Source organism: Mangrovibacterium sp. (assembly GCF_041596335.1).
Taxonomy (GTDB): Bacteria; Bacteroidota; Bacteroidia; order Bacteroidales; family Prolixibacteraceae; genus Mangrovibacterium.
On record NZ_JBFHIT010000002.1, the window covers coordinates 118,794 to 143,455 of the forward strand.

20 protein-coding genes are annotated in these 24,662 nt (G+C 41.7%); 15 read left to right on the forward strand and 5 right to left on the reverse strand.

Translation table 11 applies throughout. The features are described 5' to 3' along the window. Positions 1-72: 72 nt before the first annotated feature. From ABZD21_RS01560 to ABZD21_RS01600, 9 genes are read left to right on the forward strand one after another with little or no spacing between them, the layout of a single operon-like run. Positions 73-1,602 (forward strand): type I restriction-modification system subunit M, encoded by a 1,530-nt coding sequence (locus tag ABZD21_RS01560; RefSeq protein ID WP_372772360.1) that lies wholly within the window; start codon positions 73-75, stop codon positions 1,600-1,602. Next, on the forward strand, positions 1,599-2,039 hold the full coding sequence (locus tag ABZD21_RS01565; RefSeq protein ID WP_372772362.1) for a hypothetical protein: 441 nt from the start codon (positions 1,599-1,601) through the stop codon (positions 2,037-2,039). Before ABZD21_RS01560 ends, ABZD21_RS01565 begins: the two co-directional genes overlap by 4 nt. Next, positions 2,039-3,262, forward strand: coding sequence for a DUF6575 domain-containing protein (locus ABZD21_RS01570; protein WP_372772363.1), 1,224 nt, complete (start codon positions 2,039-2,041; stop codon positions 3,260-3,262). Before ABZD21_RS01565 ends, ABZD21_RS01570 begins: the two co-directional genes overlap by 1 nt. Before the next feature lie 3 nt (positions 3,263-3,265). Next, a complete protein-coding gene (locus ABZD21_RS01575; protein ID WP_372772365.1) occupies positions 3,266-4,555 on the forward strand; it encodes a restriction endonuclease subunit S in 1,290 nt (429 codons plus the stop codon). Further along, the gene (locus tag ABZD21_RS01580; RefSeq protein ID WP_372772366.1) at positions 4,542-5,189 is read left to right on the forward strand and encodes an abortive infection family protein; all 648 of its coding nucleotides are present in this window, start codon (positions 4,542-4,544) and stop codon (positions 5,187-5,189) included. The genes ABZD21_RS01575 and ABZD21_RS01580 overlap by 14 nt, the downstream gene beginning before the upstream one ends. Then, positions 5,190-8,405 (forward strand): type I restriction endonuclease subunit R, encoded by a 3,216-nt coding sequence (locus tag ABZD21_RS01585; protein WP_372772368.1) that lies wholly within the window; start codon positions 5,190-5,192, stop codon positions 8,403-8,405. A gap of 12 nt (positions 8,406-8,417) precedes the next feature. Further along, positions 8,418-9,266 (forward strand): hypothetical protein, encoded by an 849-nt coding sequence (locus ABZD21_RS01590; protein ID WP_372772370.1) that lies wholly within the window; start codon positions 8,418-8,420, stop codon positions 9,264-9,266. A gap of 38 nt (positions 9,267-9,304) precedes the next feature. After that, positions 9,305-9,649 (forward strand): STAS-like domain-containing protein, encoded by a 345-nt coding sequence (locus ABZD21_RS01595; RefSeq protein ID WP_372772372.1) that lies wholly within the window; start codon positions 9,305-9,307, stop codon positions 9,647-9,649. Between the two features lie 2 nt (positions 9,650-9,651). Next, the gene (locus ABZD21_RS01600; protein WP_372772373.1) at positions 9,652-10,254 is read left to right on the forward strand and encodes a hypothetical protein; all 603 of its coding nucleotides are present in this window, start codon (positions 9,652-9,654) and stop codon (positions 10,252-10,254) included. A 702-nt stretch (positions 10,255-10,956) separates the two neighbouring features. On the opposite strand, the gene ABZD21_RS01605 is transcribed toward ABZD21_RS01600, so the two are convergent. Next, positions 10,957-11,139 carry a hypothetical protein gene (locus ABZD21_RS01605; protein WP_372772375.1) on the reverse strand — a complete coding sequence of 61 codons (183 nt, stop codon included), beginning with the start codon at positions 11,137-11,139 and terminating at the stop codon, positions 10,957-10,959. A gap of 559 nt (positions 11,140-11,698) precedes the next feature. Next, positions 11,699-12,502 carry a hypothetical protein gene (locus tag ABZD21_RS01610; protein WP_372772377.1) on the reverse strand — a complete coding sequence of 268 codons (804 nt, stop codon included), beginning with the start codon at positions 12,500-12,502 and terminating at the stop codon, positions 11,699-11,701. A gap of 80 nt (positions 12,503-12,582) precedes the next feature. Here ABZD21_RS01610 and ABZD21_RS01615 point away from each other — a divergent pair, with 80 nt between their 5' ends. From ABZD21_RS01615 to ABZD21_RS01640, 6 genes are all read left to right on the forward strand, one after another. After that, entirely contained in the window at positions 12,583-13,071 is a 489-nt protein-coding gene (locus tag ABZD21_RS01615) for a thermonuclease family protein (protein ID WP_372772379.1), read from the forward strand. Positions 13,072-13,768: 697 nt separating this feature from the next. Further along, the gene (locus ABZD21_RS01620) at positions 13,769-15,394 is read left to right on the forward strand and encodes a hypothetical protein (protein ID WP_372772380.1); all 1,626 of its coding nucleotides are present in this window, start codon (positions 13,769-13,771) and stop codon (positions 15,392-15,394) included. Positions 15,395-15,718: 324 nt separating this feature from the next. Next, positions 15,719-17,215, forward strand: coding sequence for a sensor histidine kinase (locus ABZD21_RS01625; RefSeq protein WP_372772382.1), 1,497 nt, complete (start codon positions 15,719-15,721; stop codon positions 17,213-17,215). Between the two features lie 15 nt (positions 17,216-17,230). Next, entirely contained in the window at positions 17,231-18,571 is a 1,341-nt protein-coding gene (locus ABZD21_RS01630) for a sigma-54-dependent transcriptional regulator (RefSeq protein WP_372772384.1), read from the forward strand. 77 nt (positions 18,572-18,648) lie between these two features. Beyond that, positions 18,649-19,182: an archaemetzincin family Zn-dependent metalloprotease gene (locus ABZD21_RS01635; RefSeq protein ID WP_372772386.1), complete on the forward strand. Its 534-nt coding sequence runs from the start codon at positions 18,649-18,651 to the stop codon at positions 19,180-19,182. A 397-nt stretch (positions 19,183-19,579) separates the two neighbouring features. Beyond that, entirely contained in the window at positions 19,580-20,212 is a 633-nt protein-coding gene (locus ABZD21_RS01640) for a DEAD/DEAH box helicase (RefSeq protein ID WP_372772387.1), read from the forward strand. Positions 20,213-20,363: 151 nt separating this feature from the next. Here ABZD21_RS01640 and ABZD21_RS01645 read toward each other — a convergent pair whose 3' ends face one another. From ABZD21_RS01645 to ABZD21_RS01655, 3 genes are all read right to left on the reverse strand, one after another. Then, complete coding sequence (locus tag ABZD21_RS01645; RefSeq protein WP_372772389.1) at positions 20,364-21,881, reverse strand: alpha-L-fucosidase; 1,518 nt, start codon at positions 21,879-21,881, stop codon at positions 20,364-20,366. A gap of 73 nt (positions 21,882-21,954) precedes the next feature. Beyond that, entirely contained in the window at positions 21,955-22,809 is an 855-nt protein-coding gene (locus ABZD21_RS01650) for a hypothetical protein (RefSeq protein ID WP_372772391.1), read from the reverse strand. 17 nt (positions 22,810-22,826) lie between these two features. Next, complete coding sequence (locus ABZD21_RS01655) at positions 22,827-24,659, reverse strand: sulfatase-like hydrolase/transferase (protein ID WP_372772393.1); 1,833 nt, start codon at positions 24,657-24,659, stop codon at positions 22,827-22,829. Positions 24,660-24,662: the final 3 nt, after the last annotated feature.

The following is a 24,662-nucleotide window of genomic DNA, read 5'->3' on the forward strand; positions in this document are numbered from 1 at the left end:
AAAACTGATTATAAAATCCAAATCCCAGACTTGCAATATCTTGTCTGAAGGCATTTTAACCACTAGATAAAAATGAACCAGGAACTCGAAAAAACACTTTGGGCTACCGCCGATAAGCTCCGAAACAACATGGATGCTGCCGAATACAAACATATTGTATTGGGCCTTATTTTCCTTAAATACATTTCCGACAGCTTCGAAGAACTCTATGACAAGCTGAAAGCCGACGAATATTCCGATCCGGAAGACAAAGACGAATACCTGGCAGAGAATGTTTTCTATGTGCCTCCTTCTGCAAGATGGAACTATTTACAACATCAAAGAGCAAAACTTCCGAGCATAGGCAAGGATATCGACGATGCCATGGATGCCATCGAAAAAGATAACCCCAGCCTGAAAGGCGTTTTGCCTAAAGACTATGCCCGCCCGGCGCTCGACAAAAAACGCCTCGGCGAATTGGTCGACCTCATCGGTAATGTTGGCTTTAAAGAAAAAGGCCACAGCAGCAAAGACCTGCTTGGGCGTGTTTATGAGTATTTCCTCGGTATGTTTGCCGATGCCGAAGGCAAACGTGGTGGACAATTCTACACGCCCGAAAGCATTGTAAAGCTTCTGGTAGAAATGTTGGAACCCTACCAAGGGCGTATTTACGACGGCTGCTGCGGTAGCGGTGGTATGTTTGTGCAAAGCGAAAAATTCCTCGAAGCGCATGGCGGTAAAATTGGCGATATTGCCGTGTACGGGCAGGAAAGCAACCCAACTACCTACAAACTGGCGAAAATGAACCTCGCTATCCGGGGTATCGATGCCAAAATAGAGCTGGGCGACACCTTCCACAACGACCGCCACAAAGACCTGAAAGCCGATTTTATCATGGCCAATCCCCCATTCAACATTTCCGACTGGGGCGGCGAGCAATTACAGGATAGTCACCTGTGGCGTTTCGGCGTGCCTCCAGTTGGTAATGCCAACTATGCCTGGTTACAGCTGTTCATTAACAAGCTCAACACCAACGGCACGGCCGGTATTGTACTGGCCAACGGCTCTATGACTACCAATGCCGGTTCCGAAGGCGATATCCGCAAGCAGCTCATCACCGAAGGGCTGGTCGACTGCATGGTGGCTCTGCCTACTCAATTATTCTACAACACCCAAATCCCGGCTTGCCTGTGGTTTTTGGCGCGTAACCGAACCAACCACAAATTCCGCAATCGTTCCGGCGAAATCCTGTTTATCGATGCCCGCAAAATGGGGGTCATGACCAGTCGCAAAAACCGGAAGCTTACCTCAGGCGCCGAGGGAGAAGAAATCAACGACATTCTGCAAATTGCCCATACCTACCACAATTGGCGAAACATAGGCGGCAATTATGAAGATATTCCCGGCTTCTGTAAATCGGCTAAGCTGGACGAAGTCGAAGCTAACAACTACGTGCTTACTCCTGGTCGCTATGTGGGTACCGAAGAGGCCGAAGACGACGGCATCCCCTACGAAGAAAAAGTAGCCGCCATTTCCGAAAACCTTAAAACCTACTTCGACAAATCAATCGAATTGCAGGAGCGCATTAAAAATAACCTGGCTAAAGTGGGAATTGAGCTATGAGTAAGAATTTTAAATACCAAGAGGATATGAAGGCCATTCGCGAACAACACAATTGCGAGTGTCCTGCCAAACATCTTAAGGCAATAAGCCATATGGAAGCCTATCGATTTGTTCATGAGGACATCAACCACAAAAGTAATTTTCTCCCTCAACTCAAAGATGAACCAGCTCGTTTTATAGACAATAATGGGAAAAAGAAGTGTGACTATTTAAGTTTGTCATTTTTTACAAAAGCTGAATCTGCAAAATCAAGATTTTCAAGCTTGGCTAAGACTGTTAAGAATATACACAAAACACTCGGCACTCATATTGCTGTCGGCGCTTTGGATTCTAACGACGGACTAAAAACGGAAGATTGCTCTTCAAATCATTTTGATTTATACGAGTTTGAAGAAGCTGACCTGAAAAACAAATTTGCTATTATAGACAAACTCTAATGGAAAAGGTAACTGGCATAGATATACAAGCTGACTGGCTAAACGACTTAGTCAAGGTAAGCGACCTTATATACTTCGAGGGACCTTTGCTATCCCATTATCAGAGTATATCAGGCGATGATTATTTGTTTTATTGGGTCGATACCGACGATACATACAACCGCTGGTTAGTATTCAATGTCAACATTGTTAAAATTCAGGACTACTTAAATCGAAGAATATCACTTTACAAACTGATTACAGAAATTGATTCCGGCATGCTTTACAAAGTTGATATCGATAAAGATATTCAATACCATAATGTGGTCATGCTATATGTCCATAAATTGCCGGAAAGTTATATCCCGGATACCGACAGCATTTATTGTTTCGAACCAGTACAGGAGCAAGTTGACCTGACGAGTTTCTCAAAGAATCACAATCAAGGTATTTTTCAAGCGTACTTCGGTAATTCAGGTAAGGTGGGGTATGGCACCATCGATGCCGAACTATGGGCAAATTCATTGATCCAGCTAGTCGAAATACAAAAAGGTTTAAAAAAGGACTTCATAAACCAAAAAAGAAAGCAAGCCAAAGAAAACGATAGCCACATCGAGTTGAAGGTTTGGCGCGAATCGACAACCTTTCAATATATTGGGAACACCCGAAACTCGTTTGGAGCGCTTTTTAAACCAATCCACGAAGGCATTATGTATCCTGGCACCAAATCCTATGAAGATGAATTTGTCGACTATGTGATTGGCTTTTATGAGTCATCTAGTGACCCCGAAGTTTTCCGGAAGTACATTCAAGGTCTGGATAAAAAAGTTTTGAACAGCTACAAAAGCTTTCTGAAAACAATTACAGCAGCAAAAACCAACTTCAAGTTAAATTGGGTGAATGCCGGATCCCTGCATAAATCGTCAAGTGACATGGATTATAAAAAAGCTGGCTCGATTTTAACACATTTGGAATCATTAGAATTTTCCGATTCTGAGGACATTATCATAACAGGTAAATTCACTGCTCTAAATTTGAGGACAGGTCACTACGAATTCGAAGATTTCGAAGACGAAACAAACCGGTCGAAAGGATATTTCGACAAAGACCGCCTCGATGCTGCGTACCAAATAAAATGGGACAAAATTTATGAGGTGGTGATAAAGCGTAAAGAAGAGCTGAAAACCGGCAATAAAAAACCGACGATTACAGATTTATTAATCTCATTTGTTGAGCAAAATTAAACTATGACCAACTGGAAAGAATATAAATTAGAAAATGTAATTAAAGTAAAACACGGTTTTGCTTTTAAGGGTGCTTTTTTTTCTAAAGAGCCGACTAATGATATTTTATTATCACCAGGAAACTTCAATATCGGTGGTGGTTTTAAAGCTGACAAATTCAAATACTACAATGGCACTTATCCAAAATCTTACATTTTAAAAGAAGGTGACATAATAGTAACAATGACCGATTTAAGTAAAGAGGGTGATACTTTAGGTTATAGTGCTAAAATCCCGCCTCACAAGGGTATTAAATATTTACACAATCAAAGATTAGGGTTACTTCAATTGATTGACAAAGATTTTAACATAGACTTTATATATTGGCTATTAAGAACAAGGGAATACCAACACTTCATAGTAAGTTCAGCAACAGGTACAACTGTAAAACATACTTCACCAACAAGAATATGTGAGTATGTATTTAAAGCACCTAATTACAACACCCAAACCGCCATTGCAGAAATCCTTTCATCCCTTGACGACAAAATAGAACTCAACAACAAAATAAACCAAGAGTTAGAAAACCTTGCCCAAACCCTCTTTAAGCAGTGGTTTATCGATTTTGAATTTCCAAACGAAAACGGAGAGCCTTACAAATCATCAGGTGGTGAAATGGTAGATAGTGAGTTAGGCGAAATCCCTAAGGGATGGGAAGTTGGTACTTTTGGTGATTTATGCAAAGTAGTAAATGGTTATGCCTTCAAGAGCAAGGATTTTGAAGAAACTGGAAGTAATGGCATTTTAAAAATTAGGAATGTCAACGGAAGCGTAGTAGATATTATAAATACTCAATTTGTAGCATCTGATGTTGTAACATCTGTTCAAGAGAAATTTAGAGTTTTAACAGGGCACATATTAATTGCAATGACAGGAGCAGAAGTTGGTAAAACTGGTATTGTACCCGAAACTAATAAAAGCCTTTGGTTAAACCAACGTGTTGGCAGATTTGAGCCTATCATTGAAAACACTATCGTTTTTATTTACCATATGTTTAATGTTCTCAACTTTACACAATCAGTTAGAAATTCAGCAATGGGTAGTGCTCAACCAAATATCAGTGCATCAGGTATTGAATCAATAAATTGCATAATTCCACCTAAAGAAATTAGTCTAATGTTTTCATCCATTAATCAAGATAGTTTCAATTTAACACTAAAAAATTTAGGTGAAAACCAAGAATTAGCATTTTTAAGAGACACTATATTACCAAAATTAATATCTGGAGATTTAAGTATAAATGAATTGGATTAAAGAAAGTATAGCTATTTCTCCGAGCTTTAACCCTTGTTTAGACCAAATTAGGGTTATTGATGAAGAAGTATGCAATAACCCTTCATTATGTGTTGACACCTGTAAGACCTTAATTGAATCTATTTGTAAAACAATTTTAACTAATAAGGCAGTTGTTTTTCAATCAAATATATCTTTCAATGGGTTAGTGCATTTGACTGTGTCTAATATCTTACAAGCTGATGATTTATTCAGAAATGATTTAACAGAGTTAGCAAGAAGAATGTCATCAGTTGCTCAAGCATTAGCCGATTTAAGAAATAATCACGGCTTTGCATCTCACGGCTTAGATGTACTTAATCCACGTTTAACCGAAACAGTTTCTCAATTCGCATACAAAATCACAGATTCTATAGGTGGTTTTATTCTTAATTGTTACTTAAACAATAGAGTTGTTTCAACTGATATTCGCATTCATTATGAAGATTGCAAAGATTTTAACGAAGATTTCGACCAAAATAACCCTTTAAATATCGGTATAATATCACTCTCAGCTTCAGAGGTTTTATACAAGCAAGATTATGAAGCATATAAAGAGGAATATTTCATATTCCTTGAAGAATTAGAAAATCAATTAACTCAAAATGTCGAGTAAATGGCAGTAATATCAGAAGACAACATAGAGCAAATCATCATACAGGAGTTTATAGCGTTAGGCTACCAATACATTAATGGCACAGCCATTTCGCCTGACGGCTCAATGCCCGAACGTGAATACAACGAAGTAGTACTCAAAAACCGCTTACAAGAAGCCATTGCCAAACTCAACCCCACTATTCCGTATGAAGCCCAAGAAGAAGCCTTGCGTAAAGTGTTGCGTTCTGATAGTCCAGAGTTATTTCAAAACAACTACCAATTCCATAAATACCTAACCGAAGGTGTTGATGTAGAATACCGCAAAACAGACCGTATTGCAGGCGATAAAGTTTGGCTCATAGATTATGAATCCCCAAGCAATAATGAGTTTTTAGTCATTAACCAGTTTACCGTAATAGAAGGCAACACCAACAAACGGCCGGATGTTATTCTGTTTGTCAACGGCTTGCCTTTAGTAGTTATAGAACTAAAAAATGCAGCAGACGAAAATGCAGATGTCAATGCAGCGTTCAATCAATTACAAACCTACAAACAAACCATACCAAGCCTATTTCAATACAATGCTTTATTGATAGCTTCTGATGGTTGGGATGCTCTCTATGGTTCGCTTACTTCACCCAAACAGTTTTTTGTGCCTTGGAAATCTATTGATGGTAAACTTGTAGCAGACGAGAATATCCCTCAAATGGAAGTAATGGCAAAAGGGATGCTCAACAAAGAAGTATTGCCAGACCTAATTCGTCATTTTACCATATTTCATCAAAACAAAGAACAGATTACCAAAATAGTACCTCGTTATCATCAATACTTTGCGGTCAATAAAGCCATTGAACAAACTAAACGGGCAACAGGTTTTTCTCTCCCTCCTTCGGGGGGAGCTGGAGGGGGGCTTGGAGACCAAAGAGCAGGTGTTATCTGGCATACACAAGGAAGCGGAAAGAGCCTTTCTATGGCGTTTTACGCTGGTAAATTAGTGTTGGCACTCAACAACCCAACCTTAGTTATTTTAACCGACCGTAACGACCTCGACGACCAGTTATTCGAAACCTTCTCGATGAGCCAGGACATTCTGCGCCAAACACCGGTGCAGGCCGAAAGCCGTGAAGATTTAAAACGGCTGTTGTCTGTAACTTCCGGAGGGATTGTGTTTACCACCATCCAGAAGTTCCTGCCCGAAGTAACGGAGCGTATCGAGCTCGAAAACGGAAAAACAAAGGCCATAAAAGGGCAGTTCGAAGAATTATCTGACCGACGTAATATTGTAGTCATAGCCGACGAAGCACACCGCAGCCAGTACGACTTTATGGATGGCTTCGCCAAGCACATGCGCGATGCCCTGCCCAATGCCTCGTTTATTGGCTTCACTGGAACACCCATTGAAAATACAGACAAAAACACCCAGGCCGTTTTTGGCGATTATATAGATGTGTACGACATTCAACAGGCTGTCGAGGATGGCGCAACTGTGCGCATTTTCTACGAAAACCGCCTCGCTAAAATTGCTTTAAAAGAAGACGAAATACCGCGCATCGACGAAGAGTTCGAAGAGCTCACCGAGAGCGAAGAGCTCACCGACCGCCAAAAGCTGAAAGCCAAATGGGCACGCCTCGAAGCCATCGTGGGCAACGAACACCGCCTCTCTCTTATTGCTGCCGACATCGTGAAACACTTCGAAGAACGGAACGCAGTACTCGACGGTAAAGCCATGATTGTGTGCATGAGCCGTCGCATCTGTGTCGACCTCTACGACGAAATCATCAAAATCCGCCCCGACTGGCACTCCGCCGATGATGCCGAAGGTGTGGTAAAAGTCGTCATGACGGGCTCTTCGTCTGATCCACTCAATTATCAGCCGCATGTACGCAATAAAACCCGCCGCAAAGCAATGGGCGAACGACTAAAAGATCCGAAAGACAGCCTCAAACTGGCCATTGTGCGCGATATGTGGCTCACCGGCTTCGATGCCCCAAGCATGCACACCCTGTACATCGATAAACCCATGAAGGGACACAACCTCATGCAGGCCATCGCTCGTGTAAACCGGGTATATAAAGATAAAGAAGGGGGCTTGGTGGTCGATTACATCGGTATTGCTACCGACCTCAAAAAGGCGCTTTCAACCTATACCGAAAGTGGCGGAAAAGGAAAACCGGCCTTCGACCAGGACGAAGCCGCTTCGGTAATGATGAGCAAATACGAAGTGGTCGCCCAGATGTTCGCCCAACAACCGGCCGATAAATCGGAACCACGTGGGTTCGACTATAACAGCTTTTTCGGACTTTCACCCAAAGAAAAACTATATTTCCCAATCAAAGCAGCCAACTACATCCTTGGCCTCGAAAACGGGAAAGAACGCTACCTGCAGGCTGTAACAGCCCTGAGTAAAGCCTTTGCCATTTCGGTACCTCACCCCTATACCATCGACATCCGTGACGAACTAGGCCTCTTTCAGGCCATTAAAGCGCGAATCGTTAAGGTCACCCAAAGCGGAAAAACCCGCAGCGACGAGGAAATCGAAACAGCAATAAAGCAAATCCTGTCCGATGCCGTTGTAGCCGACGAAGTGGTCGACATCTTCGATGCCGCCGGAATCAAAAAGCCCGACATCTCCATTCTGTCCGACGAGTTCCTTGCCGAAGTAAAAGGAATGAACCATAAAAACCTGGCTTTCGAGCTGCTCAAAAAGCTGCTTAACGACGAAATAAAAATCCGGCAAAAAACAAACCTCGTGCAATCAAAAAAGTTCTCCGAAATGATTGAAAACGCCGTTCGAAACTATCAAAACAACCTGATAACATCGGCCGAAGTCATTGAAGAACTCATTCGCCTGGCCAAAGAAATCAAAGATGCCGACCGCAAAGGACACGACCTCGGCCTCGACTTCCGCGAATATGCCTTTTACTCCGCACTCGAAGTAAACGACAGTGCCGTAGCCGTACTAGGAGACGAAATCCTTCGCCACATCGCCCGCGAACTGGTCGGCACCGTCCGCAAAAACACCAGCATCGACTGGACAGTCCGCGAAAACATACAAGCCAAAATGCGCATCGCCGTCAAAAAAATCCTCCGCAAACACGGCTACCCACCCGACATGCAAGCCAAAGCCACCGAAACCGTCCTCGCCCAGGCAAAACTCCTGGCCAACGACCTAAACGACAAAACCTACCAACTCGGAAATTCAAGCTACTTATATGCAGCTGAACCGGGAGAATAGAAACCCTAAGTTATGAACAGCTTTTCGTTTATAGGAAAGATTACTACAGACCACAACGGCACACAACAATTAGTTGACTTCTATAACTATGCATTAAAATTCGAAAATTGCTGGTTTACAATTGAACTTAGCCAATTAATTTGGTTTGACGCAAACCTGTCTGCCGAATTGTTTTTGTATTGTCATTTACTAAAAATTAAAAACAAGCTAAGATTCTTTATTGACTATTCGGTATTAAAAGGGGAATTGGGAGTATTATCGCGCAATGGCTTTGCATATTACGTCGTGCATAATAAAGAATTTTTTAAACCATGCGATGACCGGGATTCGGTTATTCCGCTAAAAGCATTTAAGATTGACGATGTTGACAATTTTGTCTCGTATATAGAACAATCTTTCCTGAAACAAAGAGGTTTGAATTCCTTGGATAAAGAGTCAAAGGAACGAATAAAAAGTAGTTATTTTGAGATTTTCGACAATGTTGGGATTCATGCAAATTCAGAAACTCCTATCTTCTGCTGTGGTCAGTTTTTCCCTGCTTCAAAAGAAGTGAAATTTACGCTGACTGATTTTGGTGACGGGTTTTTAAAGAAAATAGCTTCTTACACGCTCAATGAAATTAAAACAGCAGATAAGGCAATCAGTTGGGCTGTTAAGGGAGGAAGTACAAAAGAAAACAATATCAAAGGAGGAAACGGCCTAAAGAGGATTATGATGTATTGCTTTAAGAATGGAGGAGAATTAAGTATCGTTACGGACGGCTGTTTCTGGTCTCTTCAAGGGCAATCGATAAATTCATACACACTTCGAAATCACAGAAAAGGTGCAACAATCCATCTTACTTTTCGTTATTTAAAATAAATATTTTAATTTTGCAGCCCTTTTTGTACATTTGAAACATGAGACAAGTGAGAATCTATATTAAAGACGTTATTGGTACATCTAATGCCATTATTCAAAAGTTTGGCATCCAAGTTTTTGATAAGACTTCTGAGATTATCTCGCAAGGGGATTCTGCAATTTTGGATTTTGATGGGATTACAAACCTCACTTCAGGCTTTTGTAATTCTTCCATTGGCCAAATCTATACCAAATTTCCAACAGAAGCACCGGTTAAAGTTTCTATTGAAAACATTAAAACCAATTCTGTTTGGTTTGAGAAAATTAATGATGCGATAGAACTGGCTCAGAAACCAGAAAAAGCAAAAATTATTGACGATGCTATTTTAGCACTATTTGAATAGTAATGTCAAAAATATTAAGCTTAACAGAGTGTGCTCCTGATTCATTTCCTTGCTATTTTTTTGATGCTAATGTTTGGATTGCATTATTGAGATACAACCAAACGGATAAGAAAGAAAAGCGCTTTGTTCCTTACATTGATTTATTCGAAGCAATTATCAACCTCAATACAATTACCGATCCCAAAATTGTAAAAAGGATCAAATATCAACCCCAAATTGCTGTCACGAGCATGCTGGTCTCCGAAATCATAAATGCATACTTGCGTAACGTTGCAATGCCCGCGTTCTTCCCGAATAGCAAGCCAGGCGAAAAAAACTTCAAACGGGATTATAGACAGTTTAAATATTCAGATTACGACAAGCAACTCAAACTTATCGTAGATGATATTCAAGCTTACTCTTTCGTTTACAAACTCATGTGTGACAAATTTGATTCCTTGAATTCTATTGATATGCTGAACTCATTAACGCGTGATATTGACTTCAACGACCTATATTATCAACAATTAATGGAGGTAGAAAACGTCGCAATAGTGACAGACGACAAAGACTTTTCTTCTTGCTCCGTTAATGTCATAACGGCAAACCCCAAATTACTACGATAAAACGCCCTGTGCCTTAGTAGCTTTTTAGTGCGCAAGCTAAAGAAAGCACCCGAACACTCCACCCAATTCCCTGTCTTGCCTCACGGCGTTTGTGCCACGCTTGTGTTACCACAATCCCGTCACTCACTTGTTCGTCTCTGTCAGCTCATTACGCTTCAGATGCTGCGGATTCCAATCCGCTGACTTTTCTAATTGCTGAATTGTTTCGATAACTTGCAGTTTCTGAAAACTGCTACTGATAACTGTCCACTTCCTCCCCTCCCGCCCGGCAATAGTTACATAATAGCTTCCTATAGAACACCCGCTACGCCTCCCGCTCCGTAAGCCCTAACGCCCTCCAGCCGGTACGCTCCGTGCCTACGCGTACCCGCTTTCAGGCTAACAGCGGCCTTGCTACTTTGCCTTTCCGTTGCACTCCAAGCCAAAGCAGCAAGAAGATTAATTATGGGCTTACTTACGCGCTTAAGCGGCTCCGCTCTGTCCTATAGGGCCATTATGTAAAAGTTGCCTCCCCCCGCACGCATGACTGCAACTTCTGCACTCTCTGCAACTCTGCAAAACGGCCACAAGAATTCCCCACCACCCGTCTAAGGCGCAGGGCATAAGTGTTTAACGGCCATTGCCTGCGGCAGCTTCGCTGCACTTCACTTCAGGACACTTCGGCGCTGCGCTACCGCGCAACGAACCTCCGTGCCCTTCCGTTCAGTTTCGCTCAGCCACCTCGGCAACCCGCACAAGCTTGCTGTCTTCACTCCATTCCATTTCATTCCATTCCGTTCCGCCACCAAACTTGCCTTTCCCACCCCAACCAGCGGCTTGCCCTGCAATAGTGTCTACCCCTGAAAAACCCCACAAAACGGAACCTATTCCGGTGGAAATGAACAAAAAAAGGAAGCAAAGTTAGGGGGCTATTCACAGGCCAGCCCACTGTCCGTTCAAGGTCAAGCCCTTCGGGTTTTGGTGAAAAAATCTCCACCCTCCGGGTCGTATTTTTTCACCAAAAACCTTGACCGTACCCCACGCCCCCAATGGCAAAGGCTTTCTTTTTTTTTCCTTTTTTTCTTTTGGAAAATGTTCTACGGGATCTGAATAACAAGTCTAAACCCCTAATAATGATCGAATACTCTCGTAAAACCTACAAACCAAGCTTTGAACCTACCAATGATTTTTTGATCCCAAACTGGCACTGTATCGTTGCGAAAAATTGATGCTTTTTCATTTGATATTTACAGCAAATCAGGCCAGACAGAATTTGGCCTTTCCTGAAGATGTAAAACAATCGGTATTACGCTTGTTTCTTGCGAGTGGCTAAATACTTGAAGCATATTTAAGCAATGGTTTAGCCCTACATATTTTACCATTATAGATCAGTACGAAACAAAAAAGCCCTCTCCAAAAAAAGAGAAGGCTTCACGGTTTTGAAAACTCTATATACCCCGATCGGCTAATAAACCGCCGCAACTTTCATTGCGTTACCCTGCGAGAATTGGTAATAACTACCATTCACTTCCTGATAGAATTCTATTGCCAGAATATTGACAACAGACACATCATTCGAAAGGACTGGAGTACCAGGAAGAGCACTGGCCAATGAAATCAAAGTTGTTGGCTCACTTACCGAAGTATATTCGGAACGTTCAACAGCAGTTAATTCATTTACAGAAACGTCTTTGGGTTCATAAACCTTTGTTGTCTCATTGTACGAGAAGTCAGAAACAACGGTCAGTACATTTAATAACCTAAAATGAGTTGCACCTGCAGGCACATAAAGACTGTCAAGCGGATTAAATGACGGTACCTCCAACCTTGAACTTTCCCGGCCAGTTGAAGGTGTCAATGTGTATGGTGCTTTAAAAACACCACCAAATGAGGTGAACTTGTTGAACTCAAATCCTACTAAATAATGGGGAACTTGAGTAATCAATACCGCACGTTTGCCCCTTACTTCAGAACCATCTTCCAAATTGATTTTTTTCATAATGGCAGTAATACGGCCGGTAACCTGGCTGTCACCATTACTTTTTATCAATCCGGAAATTCCGTTTCGAAATGATTTTCCCGTTGTTGCACTTCCAGCAAACTCATTCATGTTTTCACGAGTACGCTTAAACGCTGGATCCGTTGCGATTTGTTCTGCACTTGGTCCTCCAACCATTCCGGCGAAATACCCTTTGTTGCCTTTGATACGAAAATGCCGGATATCACCGATTGTTCCAACATATTTCAAGGCACTTTTTTGTCTTGCCATATTAGTATTTGTTTAAATTATTAATATTATAAAAATACTGTATCTTGCTTATATGTAACACCATACAAAAACGCAACGAAATGCAATTTGATGTAAACGCTCAAACAATTATTAAAACTCACTTCGAAATTGACAAAATTGTTGACGGCGATGGTTTAATCGTCCGGAATATCATATCGAACGACAAAGTAGAAGTCCGTTTCTATGGGATTGATGCGCCTGAGTTGTCCCCCTGTAAGAAGCTTAAGCAAGATGAACTCGAAACCCACTTGGCAGGAAGCTTTTTAATCAAATTAGGATTCCTATCCTATGAGTATTTAATGTCGAAAGCACAAGTCGGAACACCTGTTACTTTGATTCAGGAGGTAGAAAACAAAAAAGACAAGTATGGCAGAACCTTAGCTTACGTAATACTACCAAATGGCAAATGCCTAAATGAAATCATGGTGAAGAACGGCTATGCCAAGCCATATGATAAGATTTATTGTGCAGAGCTCCCCAAGTATCAGCAATTAAATCTGAAGGCCAAGAAATCAAAAAAAGGTCTATATTCGTACTCCAATTGGTGATGTAACCGGTTATTTAACCAGCGTTTGGAGAAAATTACTTTCCTGCTGATATCTTCTCTACATTTGCACTTAGAAAGTACTTTTTGTTGCCTATTTGGTGCCCAATATGTGTAATATACTGATAATGAATCGATGTTACATTTTGTATCGGAAAGTAACCAGCACAAAACAAGCTTCCAGGTAACCATTATACAACCTACGAACAGCCGTGTTTATCAAGGCTTTTTGTAGGTTTTTCTTTTTGATTTTTTACGTAGACATCTGTTCTTTAGATGACTTAATTCTAGAATGGTAAGAGTCATTTGTCTCTGGTTACGATCCTTTTTTTAACCTGAAAAAGACAGTTTTGAGATTTTTATCCGGTTTTTTTAATCTTTCTTTCCGAATTCATTCTTCTTAAAAACTTCTATGACTTAAATCTGTTGAAATTTTAAACACTGTTGAAATTTTATACATCAAATCTAATCCGCTAAAGATCAGCACAATACTGAAATGTTCGTTACATTGTGTTGAATTATTCAGCACAATGTAACGAACTTTGATCAATTTGCTTCAGTCGCAAGTAGTTTTCGATCAGGCTGTTAGAGGTTTTTCCACATAGTGGCATTCAATTTGGGTAGTTAGTTTTGAAAGCAGATACGCTACAGAATAATTAAGCCTGTAGAATAATTCAATAAACCTCGCAAAACTCAATGTCATGAAAAAGCTTCTATGTACATCATTAATGCTGTCAATCCTGTTTTGGTGTGTTGCCATGGCAAGCATACAAACCGATGATAGCTGGAACGAAAATCAACCGGTGAGTCAAACGGGGCAAACGATTCAAATTATAACTTCGCCCGGACTAGCCGAAATCACGAACCAATGGGGCTCTGCCTTTATGCATATCAACCCGACGATCCAAATCTCGGTTACAGAATTGTCGGATGAGATCAACCTAAGTGATGAAATGCTTCTGGTGACTGACCAGTTTCAAACGGAACAAAATACTTGGAATATGGTCGTAGCGCATAGTGCTATTGTTACGATTGTAAACATTGAAAATCCATTTCTTAAGGAAATTTCGCAGCGTGGTGCAGTTGCCGGCGATTTCAATCAGTTCTTAGCCGAAAATGAAGACAACAGACTGAAATGCTATATTTTAGATGATCAGCAGCTCGTTGCCTCCGTCGCTTCGTTCAGCATGCTTGGAGTAAATGAAATTACTGCCCAAAAAATTTCAGCCCCAGCTAAATTGGTGGCCGCAGTGCAAACGGACAAACATGCGATCGGATTCTGCCGGCTTACCGATCTTATTCAAAACGGAAACAACTCCTTCCCTGCTCAAATCAACATTCTTCCGATTGATAGGAACAAAAATGGAATGCTGGATAGTTATGAGAAATTCTATGACAAACCCGACCGGTTTACAAGGGGTGTTTGGTTAGGAAAATATCCGCGGGAATTATGCAATTGTATCTACCTGTCGGCAATTGCAACGCCTACAGAACAAGGGGTTTTTGATTTTCTGACATGGATAAATAACGAAGGACAGCAGTATCTGAGTCAAGCAGGTTACTACCCTATCTCGAGATGGGAAAAAACGTCAAATTTAATGGCCTTTGAAATGACGAATCAGCAAGTTCAGGAAGCTGAAAATGAAGCAACCGGAACTTTGTGGAGATGGGGATTGGTGATCGCATTACTGGTAACCGCCTTGTTCGTAATAATTTATCGCCAGAAAAGGCAGAGCACGATGGTCGTACATAGTGAAGACATTGTAATGGCTCCCGCTTTAAATGAGAACTCGATCGTAGCACCTGCAGGCCTGTATTATGGCAGGACACATACTTGGGCATTTATGGAAAAGGATGGTCTGGTAAAGATTGGAATTGATGATTTCCTGCAGCATGTTACCGGTCCGGTGACGCAATTGAAAATGAAACTGCCCGGTGAGCTTATTCGAAAAGATGAACACATTCTGACGCTTGTTCGTGATGGCAAGCAGCTGGAGATTTCTTCACCTGTTTCCGGTGTAATTAGGGAAAACAATTCACTGCTGTTGTCAAAGCCTTTTCAGGTAAATAACGCTCCTTATGGTCTTGGTTGGGTTTATTCCGTTGAGCCGACAAACTGGTATCGCGAAATACGCTTTTTGTTCACCGCGAACCGCTATCGCGAATGGCTCGAAGATGAATTTATCCGTCTGAAAGACTTCTTGGCTGATTCAGCCAATGCCAACAAGGTAATTTTGCAGGACGGCGGAGAACTTGCCGATAATTTCCTTGGACAAATGAGTCCGATCGTTTGGGAAGATTTCCAAAAGGCTTTTCTGTCAAGATAACGGGTTATTCAGAGTTTTTGAATTGGGTGCATCGATTCAGGACAACGAGCATCGGCCATATGCTCAATAACAAAAGAGTCAGTTAACTATGGTTATCATTTAAAGCCTATCTTAGTTAATCATTGATGAAACAACGCCTGTATCACTATGCATTTGGGATCGAATAAAACGGATCGAAAAAATCGGATCGGGATGCCCAACTTCTCAGGATATCTCAGATTTCGGTCATCCATCTACGGGCGGGTTGTTATGATAATTGCCGGATCGTTATTTTTACTGTTCATAGCCTATGGCATCATTTTCCGTTCGGTTAATGAGGGGTATATGAAATCCATTCTTCGAGAAAACGGGAATAATGTCGGCTTATTGGTTGAACGCGCATTGTATCATTCAATGCTGGATAATGACCAAACTTCGTTACTCCAGATTTTGGATTTGATCAATACCATGTCGGGAATCGACAACGTGAGCATGTACGACAGTGAGAATAATCTGGTTTACACTTCAATCAATAATAATTCGACCAATCAAAGCAATCCGGATTGCATAGCATGCCACGAAAACTTCGGTCAGATGTTCTCGGAGCAACAACGCTCCTATCGCATTATTGACAGGCAAAGCGAATGTATCATGAATCCCGAAATCGGAAATATCAGGCACCTGATGATTAAATCGCCGATTTTGAATAATCCGTCGTGCTCGACCGCTGCTTGCCATGCGCACAACCCGAACGAAAAAGTACTGGGCTCACTATTGATTAAGATGCCCCTTGCCGGACTGGATAAAGCACTTCAAGAATCAACTACTGAGTATTTTCTGTTTGCAGCTCTTGTAACAATTTTACTCATCGTGTTTTTAATTCTTTTTACCAATTCCCAAATCAAACAGCCGCTGAATGAGATTATAAAAGCCAGTGAAGCGGTGGCTCATGGCGACAAAGACACCCGCCTGCAAATTAAACCGAACCAACTATCGGATATGCGTACAGTTTCGTATGCATTCAACGAAATGCTCGACAATTTGCAAAGTGCCAATGTTGAATTGAAAAACTGGTCGGAACAATTAGAATATAAAGTTCGAAAAAAAACAGAAGAGGTGAGTCAGGCACACAACGAACTGATCAATATCGAACGGATTGCATCGCTTGGCAAACTGTCCCTATCGGTAGCACACGAAATTAACAATCCGCTTTCGGGGATTTTGGTTTATGCCAAGCTGGCACAAAAGCAATTAGCCAAACCCGATCTGACTCCGGAGAAAATAAATAGTATACTCAAGCATTTGAAGTTTATTGAATCCGAAACCAGACGTTGCGGAGATATTGTAAAAGGCTTGCTCGACTTCTCACGAAAAGATCAGGAAGGGTTTGAGGCAAGACACTTGCATGAAATTCTGTCGGATACCATTGAATTGATGCTTCACCCCATGAAAATTGCGAACATTCACTTTATTTCCGATTTGGCAGCCCGCAAAGATCTGATATCATGCAGCCCAAATCAGATAAAACAGGCTTGTATGGCTATTCTCGTTAATGCTTCGGAAGCCGTGCGTGAAAATGGCGAAATCATTGTCCGGACATTAAATCCTGACGAAGAACATATCCGTATTGAATTCACTGACAACGGATTAGGAATAGCGGAAAAGGACATTCCATATATTTTCGAACCTTTTTTCTCAACCAAAGAAAAAAACAACGGCATAGGACTTGGGCTTTCTATTGTTCACGGCATTGTTCAAAACCACAAGGGAAAAATTGATGTCAAGTCAGACCGTCAAATAGAAACAACATTCGGCATTGTGTTGCCATTACATAGAGAATAACATAACCGAACAATTATGCATCGAAAAATTTCCATATTAATTGTTGACGATGAGCCTTCTGTTCGCGATTCGCTATACAATTGGTTTATCGAAGATGGTTATCACGTATCTTGTGCTGAGGATGCCAAACGAGCGCTACTCATGCTTGAAACTGAAAACTATGACATTATTTTAGCGGATATTAAAATGCCTGGAATGGATGGGCTGGAGCTACTGAGGCACATAAAAGCGATCGATCAAGATGCCATTATTATCATGATGACTGCTTTTGCAACTGTAAATACAGCAGTTCAGGCTCTCAAGGACGGCGCTTTCGACTACGTCACCAAACCCTTCGACCCCGACGAGCTTTCGCACCTGATTCGGAATGCATCCAGGCAAATCAGTCTTTTAGAAGAAAATGAAGTACTTAAGGAACGAGTGATCTCGCTGGAAAATGTTGAAGGATTGATCGGGAAAAGCGAAGCGATGCAAGGAGTTTTGCGCGATATTGAAAATGTTGCCGCATCCAATGCATCGGTCATTATTACCGGTGAAAGTGGTACCGGAAAAGAATTAGTCGCCCGGGCAATCCATGCCAATTCTCCACGAAAATTCTTCCCGATGGTCAGCGTTCATTGTGGCGCATTATCTGAGAGTTTGCTCGAAAGCGAACTGTTCGGCCACGAAAAAGGGGCTTTTACCGGAGCGATTTATTGCCGTAAAGGGCGTTTCGAAATGGCTGACAACGGAACAATTTTTCTGGACGAAATCGCGACCATTTCAGCCAAAATGCAAATCGAATTGCTTCGCGTACTCGAAACAAAAAGTTTTGTTCGTTTGGGTGGAAATAAGGAAATAAAATCGGACTTCAGGGTGATTTGTGCCACCAACCGCGATCTGAAAGTAATGGTAGACAACGGACTTTTCAGGGAAGACCTGTTCTATCGACTAAACGTGGTAAACATAGATATTCCGCCATTGCGTGAACGTTCTGAAGATATTCCACTGTTGGTGGATCATTTCATTAAAACATACTGCACAAGTATGAATAGAGAGTTAATGACTATTGAACCGGCAGCTCTGAGCCGATTGACTGAATTTCCCTTTCCCGGAAACATACGTGAGTTGGAAAATATGATTGAACGGGCGATCGTTGTGGGCAACGGAAAAAAAATATGTTTGAAAGACCTGCCAATCGAAAAGCTCGATACAATGCCGGCTTTTGAGAGTCTGGAAGAGTTGGAAAAACATCATATTTCACAGATCCTTCATAAATATGACTGGAATATATCGGCTTCAGCCAAAGCGCTTAAGATCGACCGGGTGACACTATACAACAAAATTAAAAAGTACAATTTGAATCATGGTAGCTGAGTCGGTATTCGTAAAATACCTGCTTTTATTGCCAGCTAATTAGCAAATGAAAGTCTGCTACCCCAAACTACCAGTTGATGAAACCGGAAAATATCACCATAATCTTAATGAGCTATCCTGAGAAGGATTTTCCGGCGGACATTTTACGCACTGTGGAGTTGCAGTTTTCTGTTCCGGTATTGTTGAAAGAAGAACACTGGGATTTAAGTAACTATTATGAACCTTCGCGCAGGCAATACAATGCCAATCTGCTTTTACATGAAATTGAACGTGGCCATGCTTCGGAACAGGGCAAAACGCTCGGGCTTTTAAACGTCGATTTATTCATCCCAATCCTAACCTTTATATACGGACAAGCATTTCTGAACGGACGATGTGGCTTGGTATCGGGTTACCGGCTCCGGAACGAACGCTATGGAATGGAGCCCAATGAACAGATATTTGCCACTCGATTGCAAAAAGAAATCATTCATGAACTTGGACACGCTTTCGGGTTAATTCATTGTCTGAATCCTTCTTGTGTCATGCGATCAAGTACCTATGTGGAAGAAATTGATCAGAAAAACGCTACGTTTTGTCTTAAATGTAGTCGTCAACTTCATGCTGAATGACGTGTTACCGAAGGAATCGAATCAAAATTACATTCTGCTAGCCATCTCTTGCCACACATCGATTCGTATAGAATCAAGTATACAAAAAACAGTCTGCTTACGGGGCATTCGCAGCGATCTCCGATTCGAGAAAGATGAGCGGCACCAATCTCGCATTGAAAACCGATTGATAAAGAATGTACTTACCGACTAGAAAACTGTAGCCCCGGTCATTTCTATCTTTTTTTTGTGCCTGTCACGTTTAAGCCGACTTTAATCCGTAGTTTTGCAGCCATAAGTTGAAGCGGTCGCTGAGAGGCAGCAAATGAGCGAGGGGCCTTAAAATACCAATTGCTTGTTTTAAAGACACTGAAGTGATGAAAAGCCTGTTTATCGATCCAGAAATAATACGATCCATATGAAATTAAAGAAGCTTGTTCCGGGTTTGGCCGAAGCAATTATTGAAGCCGGATTTGATCAGGAACCCAAAGAAATAGAGCGTGTAGCGGTACCCAAAATTATGTCGGGTGGCGATTTAATTGTTGTTTCCCCCGAAGGTACCGGAAAGTCGACCGCTTTAGTTATTGGAATTATTCAGCAGCTAAAGAAAGCCGTTGAAGAAGCTCCTCGGGCAGTTATAATGGTTGAAACGAAAGAAAAAGCCTATGAAATGGAAGAGCAATTTAAGTTGCTCGGTAAAAATACAGATCTGCGAACTTTTGTGGTTTTTGACAAAGGAATTCTACAATACCAGAAGGATATGATTTACGAGGGGCTTGACATTTTGATCGGAACGCCTAAACGTATTGATGAGCTGGTAAGTGCGACAGGTATTCCGATGAGCAAGATGAAAATTTTAGCCGTTGATGATGCCGAGCTGTTTTTTATTCCCAAATATCAACCTGTGATATATCGACTGGCTTACTTGCTCCCTAAATCACAAATTATTGTACTAGCCAATAGATGGCACGAGGGAATTGGAGATCTTGAAGAACGTGCCCTGAAGAATCCTTCAGTAGTTGATTTGATGGACGAAGATGATCAGAATTAAAAATTGAAAATAGCTTTTGGGGATCACAAATAGCAACTGACGAAGAAAATTCCGGGCACCAGGCTAATGGCTCTTCTGGATTATCCCGATCGTTACTATTTGTGATTCTGTTCTATTTTAAGCATCGCCTTGAATTTAACCTGCGGACATCTTATTCCAATTCGAACTTAAATACGGTGGCCAAATCGTTCATCCCAGCATCGGGCATTGTTAAATAAAAACTATCAGTTGTGAGTTGCCATTCTACTTTAGCGTCAGAACCAAGCAGCCGAACATTTCTTATTGGCGAAGGCGGAATATTACGATGATATCCGCCAATAGCACGCATTTCGATTCGCTTTCCGGCTTCGGGTTTTCCTAAAAAGAAAACATACATCGCCTTTTTATCTTTGGCTATGGTAAAGCGTACATCGTCAGCGGTGTAATTAACCGTTGCCGACTGTCCTCCATGGTGTCCGTCTCCGGCACTTGCTGTTCCGTAACCAAAAATGGTATGAGGATGGGTGCCATAAACGGCCTCTCCATTAATTTTCATCCAATCACCAATTTGTTTCAGAACATCGCGTTGTTCCTGGTTAATTACGCCATCGGCTCGTGGGCTCACATTTAATAGTACAATGCCATTTTTACTCCACACATCCACCATGTTTCGAATTACCAAGTCCGCCGTTTTGTAAGGGTGCCCTTCCACGTACATCCAACGGCTTTCTCCCAATGTGATATCTGTCATCCAAGGCAATGGGTGAACATCTCTGCGGCCTCCTTGCTCATAATCCAACACACTGCATTCCAAAGGCATATCGTCTTGTTTATGACAGGTTACAACTTCTTTGTTCTGTTTTAAACCGCTGTTGAAAAAGTTTGAAGCCATTTCCATCCGTTTCTCTTCTGGAATAAGGTTCAGCCACGAGTCGTACCAAATAATATCAGGACTGTATTTATCGACCACTTCATTTACCTGATCAAGCCAATATTGATTGAATTCATCTATGGTTTCGAAATTGCCAAAAAGCATACGCAACTTTGGGTCCTTTGTAGCTGTCGGAAGATCGGGGTGATAAACATAGTGACTATTGTACCCTATTTCCCAATTGGCAGTATCTTTCGCATTTCGCTGGCCGTTACGGGCATGATGAAATGTGGCAATCGTTTTTAAGTTTCTTTTTTCCAGTGCCTTAAACATTTCTCCTAAAACGTCGCGTTTCGGTCCCATATCGGCAGCATTCCACGGGTTTACTTCGCTATCCCACATGGCGAAACCATCGTGGTGCTGTGCCACCGGGCCGGCAAATTTTGCACCGGCCATTTTAAATAGCTCAGCCCAGTCATCCGGATCGAAATGCTCGGCTTTAAACATCGGAATGAAATCTTCGTAGCCAAACTCATAAATGCTGCCGTACGTTTCTTCGTGATGTTTACGTACTTTACCGTTGTCCATGTACATGTGATGTGGATACCAGGCACTTCCATAGGCCGGTACGCTGTAAGGCCCCCAGTGGAAATAAATTCCGAGTTTCGCATCGGCAAACCACTCCGGAGCAGCTTTGTGCTGTTTCAACGATTCCCAGTTGGGTTCGAACTGTTTTTGCAGTTTTTCTTGTTTGGTCGCTGAACACCCAGCTACTAAAATTGCACTTAGTGCAAAAAGTATGATTTTGTATCTCTTCATCGCCATGAATTATCAATTGATCGTTCAACTGTTTTCGCTTTATGAAACTCGAACACAATTTTTGGTTACTCTTTTATTTGTCTGCAAGCTTATAAACCCTGATATAATCAATCTGCGTTGTTCTGTCTTCTTTGCTCGCATTGGCAACCTTTCCTCCATCATCCGGTATGGGGTTCCAGTCGTAGGCTTCGATTGAGAACTGCAAGAACAAATTCCGATCGAAGGGCACCGGTGGATTTAAGGTGTACACATACTCTCCATCCAGATAAAACAATAGTTCTGTGGCACTTTTCCAATAGAAACCGTAGGTATAGAAGCGGTCTGAATTCTTTGTTGGCGGAGCCATTTTTTTCTGATCGCGTTTTTCGTCGTTGCATTCCGTTTTCCGGTGAATGGCATTGGAATGCATGATTTGATCCCAGTCGTTAGCCCATTTGTGGGTTTGTTCGGTAAGTTGACCAACCGATTCGGTAATGTCGATTTCGTGCTTATTGCCGCAAACTCCGGAGTGACACAACCAAAAGCCACCACCCATTTCGGTTTTATTCATTTTCATTCGGCACTCATAATAGTGCCCAACAGAACTTGTTACATATGAACGCAGAATTCCCCCATAATATTTGTAAGTGAAAGAGTTGCCCGAGGAGTTCATAGTCACGGGCTTGGGTAATTTACCTGCTTCAATGGTGAGGTATCCATTGCCAATTCCAAAACTTTCCTTTTGAAACAGTGCAGGCACACGTCCAGTCCAGTTAAGATCAGGATGTCCCAGTGGGTCGATATTCCATTTCTCCTGGTCGATTTCGGAACCATTAAATTCGTCGCTCAACGCGTCGACTTTTTGCCACATTTTGCCATCAATGGCAGGTTGTGCGTAATTCATGAGGCAGAAAAGGCTCAATAATACTGATGCTATAAATCGTTTCATTATGCGTTAATTTGTATTTATTTCAATTTCAGCTTGTAGTCGTGTGCCCCGGGCGCAAAATTGCTTCGGTATGTATCAGTTCCACTTCCCCATTTTTCCCAATTTACTTCAACACGGTTATCTCCCAATACAATCGCTAAGAGTTTATCTTTCATTGCCATAGCAATGGTTTCATACTCTTTTTCGAAGGCAAGATTGTTGACCTCTTTCGGATCTTTTGTAAAGTGATACAAACTTGGGTCTAATTCTTTATAGCTAGCGTTTAGAGCCCAGTCCATATTTTCACCACGGTTATGATTGGGTCTTGTTTGCAAGGAGAATACATACTCTTTGGTTCGAATAAATGCACGAGGACCAGTTGCGGCATGGCTTTCACCAATTACGTAATCCCTTACAGGGGCTTTTCCCTTAGCCACTTTGGCCAGGTCTAACCCATCAAGATAATCGAAATCTGTTTGTTCTAAGTTTGCACCTGCCGCAGCCAGAATGGTCGGAGCGATATCGACAAATTCAGTAAAATCACGCACTACTTTTCCTGCCGGGAATTGCTTTTTATCTGATGAAACTACCACCACCGGATTATGGCTATCAACATCCCAGGGTGTACATTTTGAAACAGCGCCGTGCTCGTTTAACTTCCAACCATGGTCGCCATTTACATAAACAATCATCCATGGTTGATTATGACTTTCGCTGTAGGCAATGAAAGCATCAACCGATTGACCTACCAACTGATCACCGTATGCACAAAAAGCGTAATAGTCCTGAATCATCTTTTGTTTTTCCACATCCGTAAGGTGGTCCGACGCGCCATAGTTCCGAAACTTTTTTATTTGAGCAGGCATCTTCTCAAGCTCTTTTTCATCTAGTTCGGGTACTTTGTAGGTGTGTTTTTGAAAACGTTCACGATAATCAGCCGGAGGTAACACAGGCGTATGCGGAAAGTCGTACCCCAGATGCACAAAAAATGGTTTTGAATGATCGATTCCGTTAACTGTTTGCGAACCAACGGAGAATGTAGATTCGGTGTTTTTAAGATAATCCTTCAGGACAGCGGTATAATATCCGTCTCTGGTTTTACCAGCGGGCTGCGAACTAACCCCGGAGAGAATCATTCCTTTGTCTAAATGTTTCCCTTTCGCCTGATTATAATGACGTAAAATATCGTATTTTTCAATAAGCTTCTCGCTACTCCCCTTGTAAACAGGCCTTTGCTCTTCCAATTCCAATGAGTTGTATTCGAACTCGCCATCCGGAGTTACGTAGAAAACGAGATTTTGAATCGGTTTATCCAGCTTTTCTCCTTCCAATTCAGTAAACCAGTCCTTTCCCCAATCTGTTAGGCCGTCTTTAGCCATTTTTTTAAAGTCAATATCATTTTGATAGATCGGGTGCGCACTCGTTTTTCCATCCTTTACGGTTTTTATTCGAACCCCAAGTTTGCCAACATGAAAGGTTTGATAGCCCAAATTCGCCATCTGTTCGGGCAGAGTGGGTTTGCAATGCTCAGCATTATTGTTGTGATATTCGAACTCATAAACTCCTGAGCGAAAAGGGTATCGCCCGTAATGCATTGCAGCACGCGAAGGTGCACATACCGCAGAATGACAATACGTATTGATAAATGTTGTTCCCATTTGGGTTAAGCGGTCGATTTGAGGCGATTCAACGTAGCCTAACTCGCTCATTTCCCTATTGTGAAGTATTTTATTAAATGCTCGAATTGCATCATAGCGATGGTCATCGGTTAAAATCCAAAGCACGTTTGGTTGTTGCTGAGCTAAAGCTGTTTTTGCGAAAGAGCTGACACAAACAAGCGCTGCAAATCCGATTTGTTTTATTTTGATCATTTT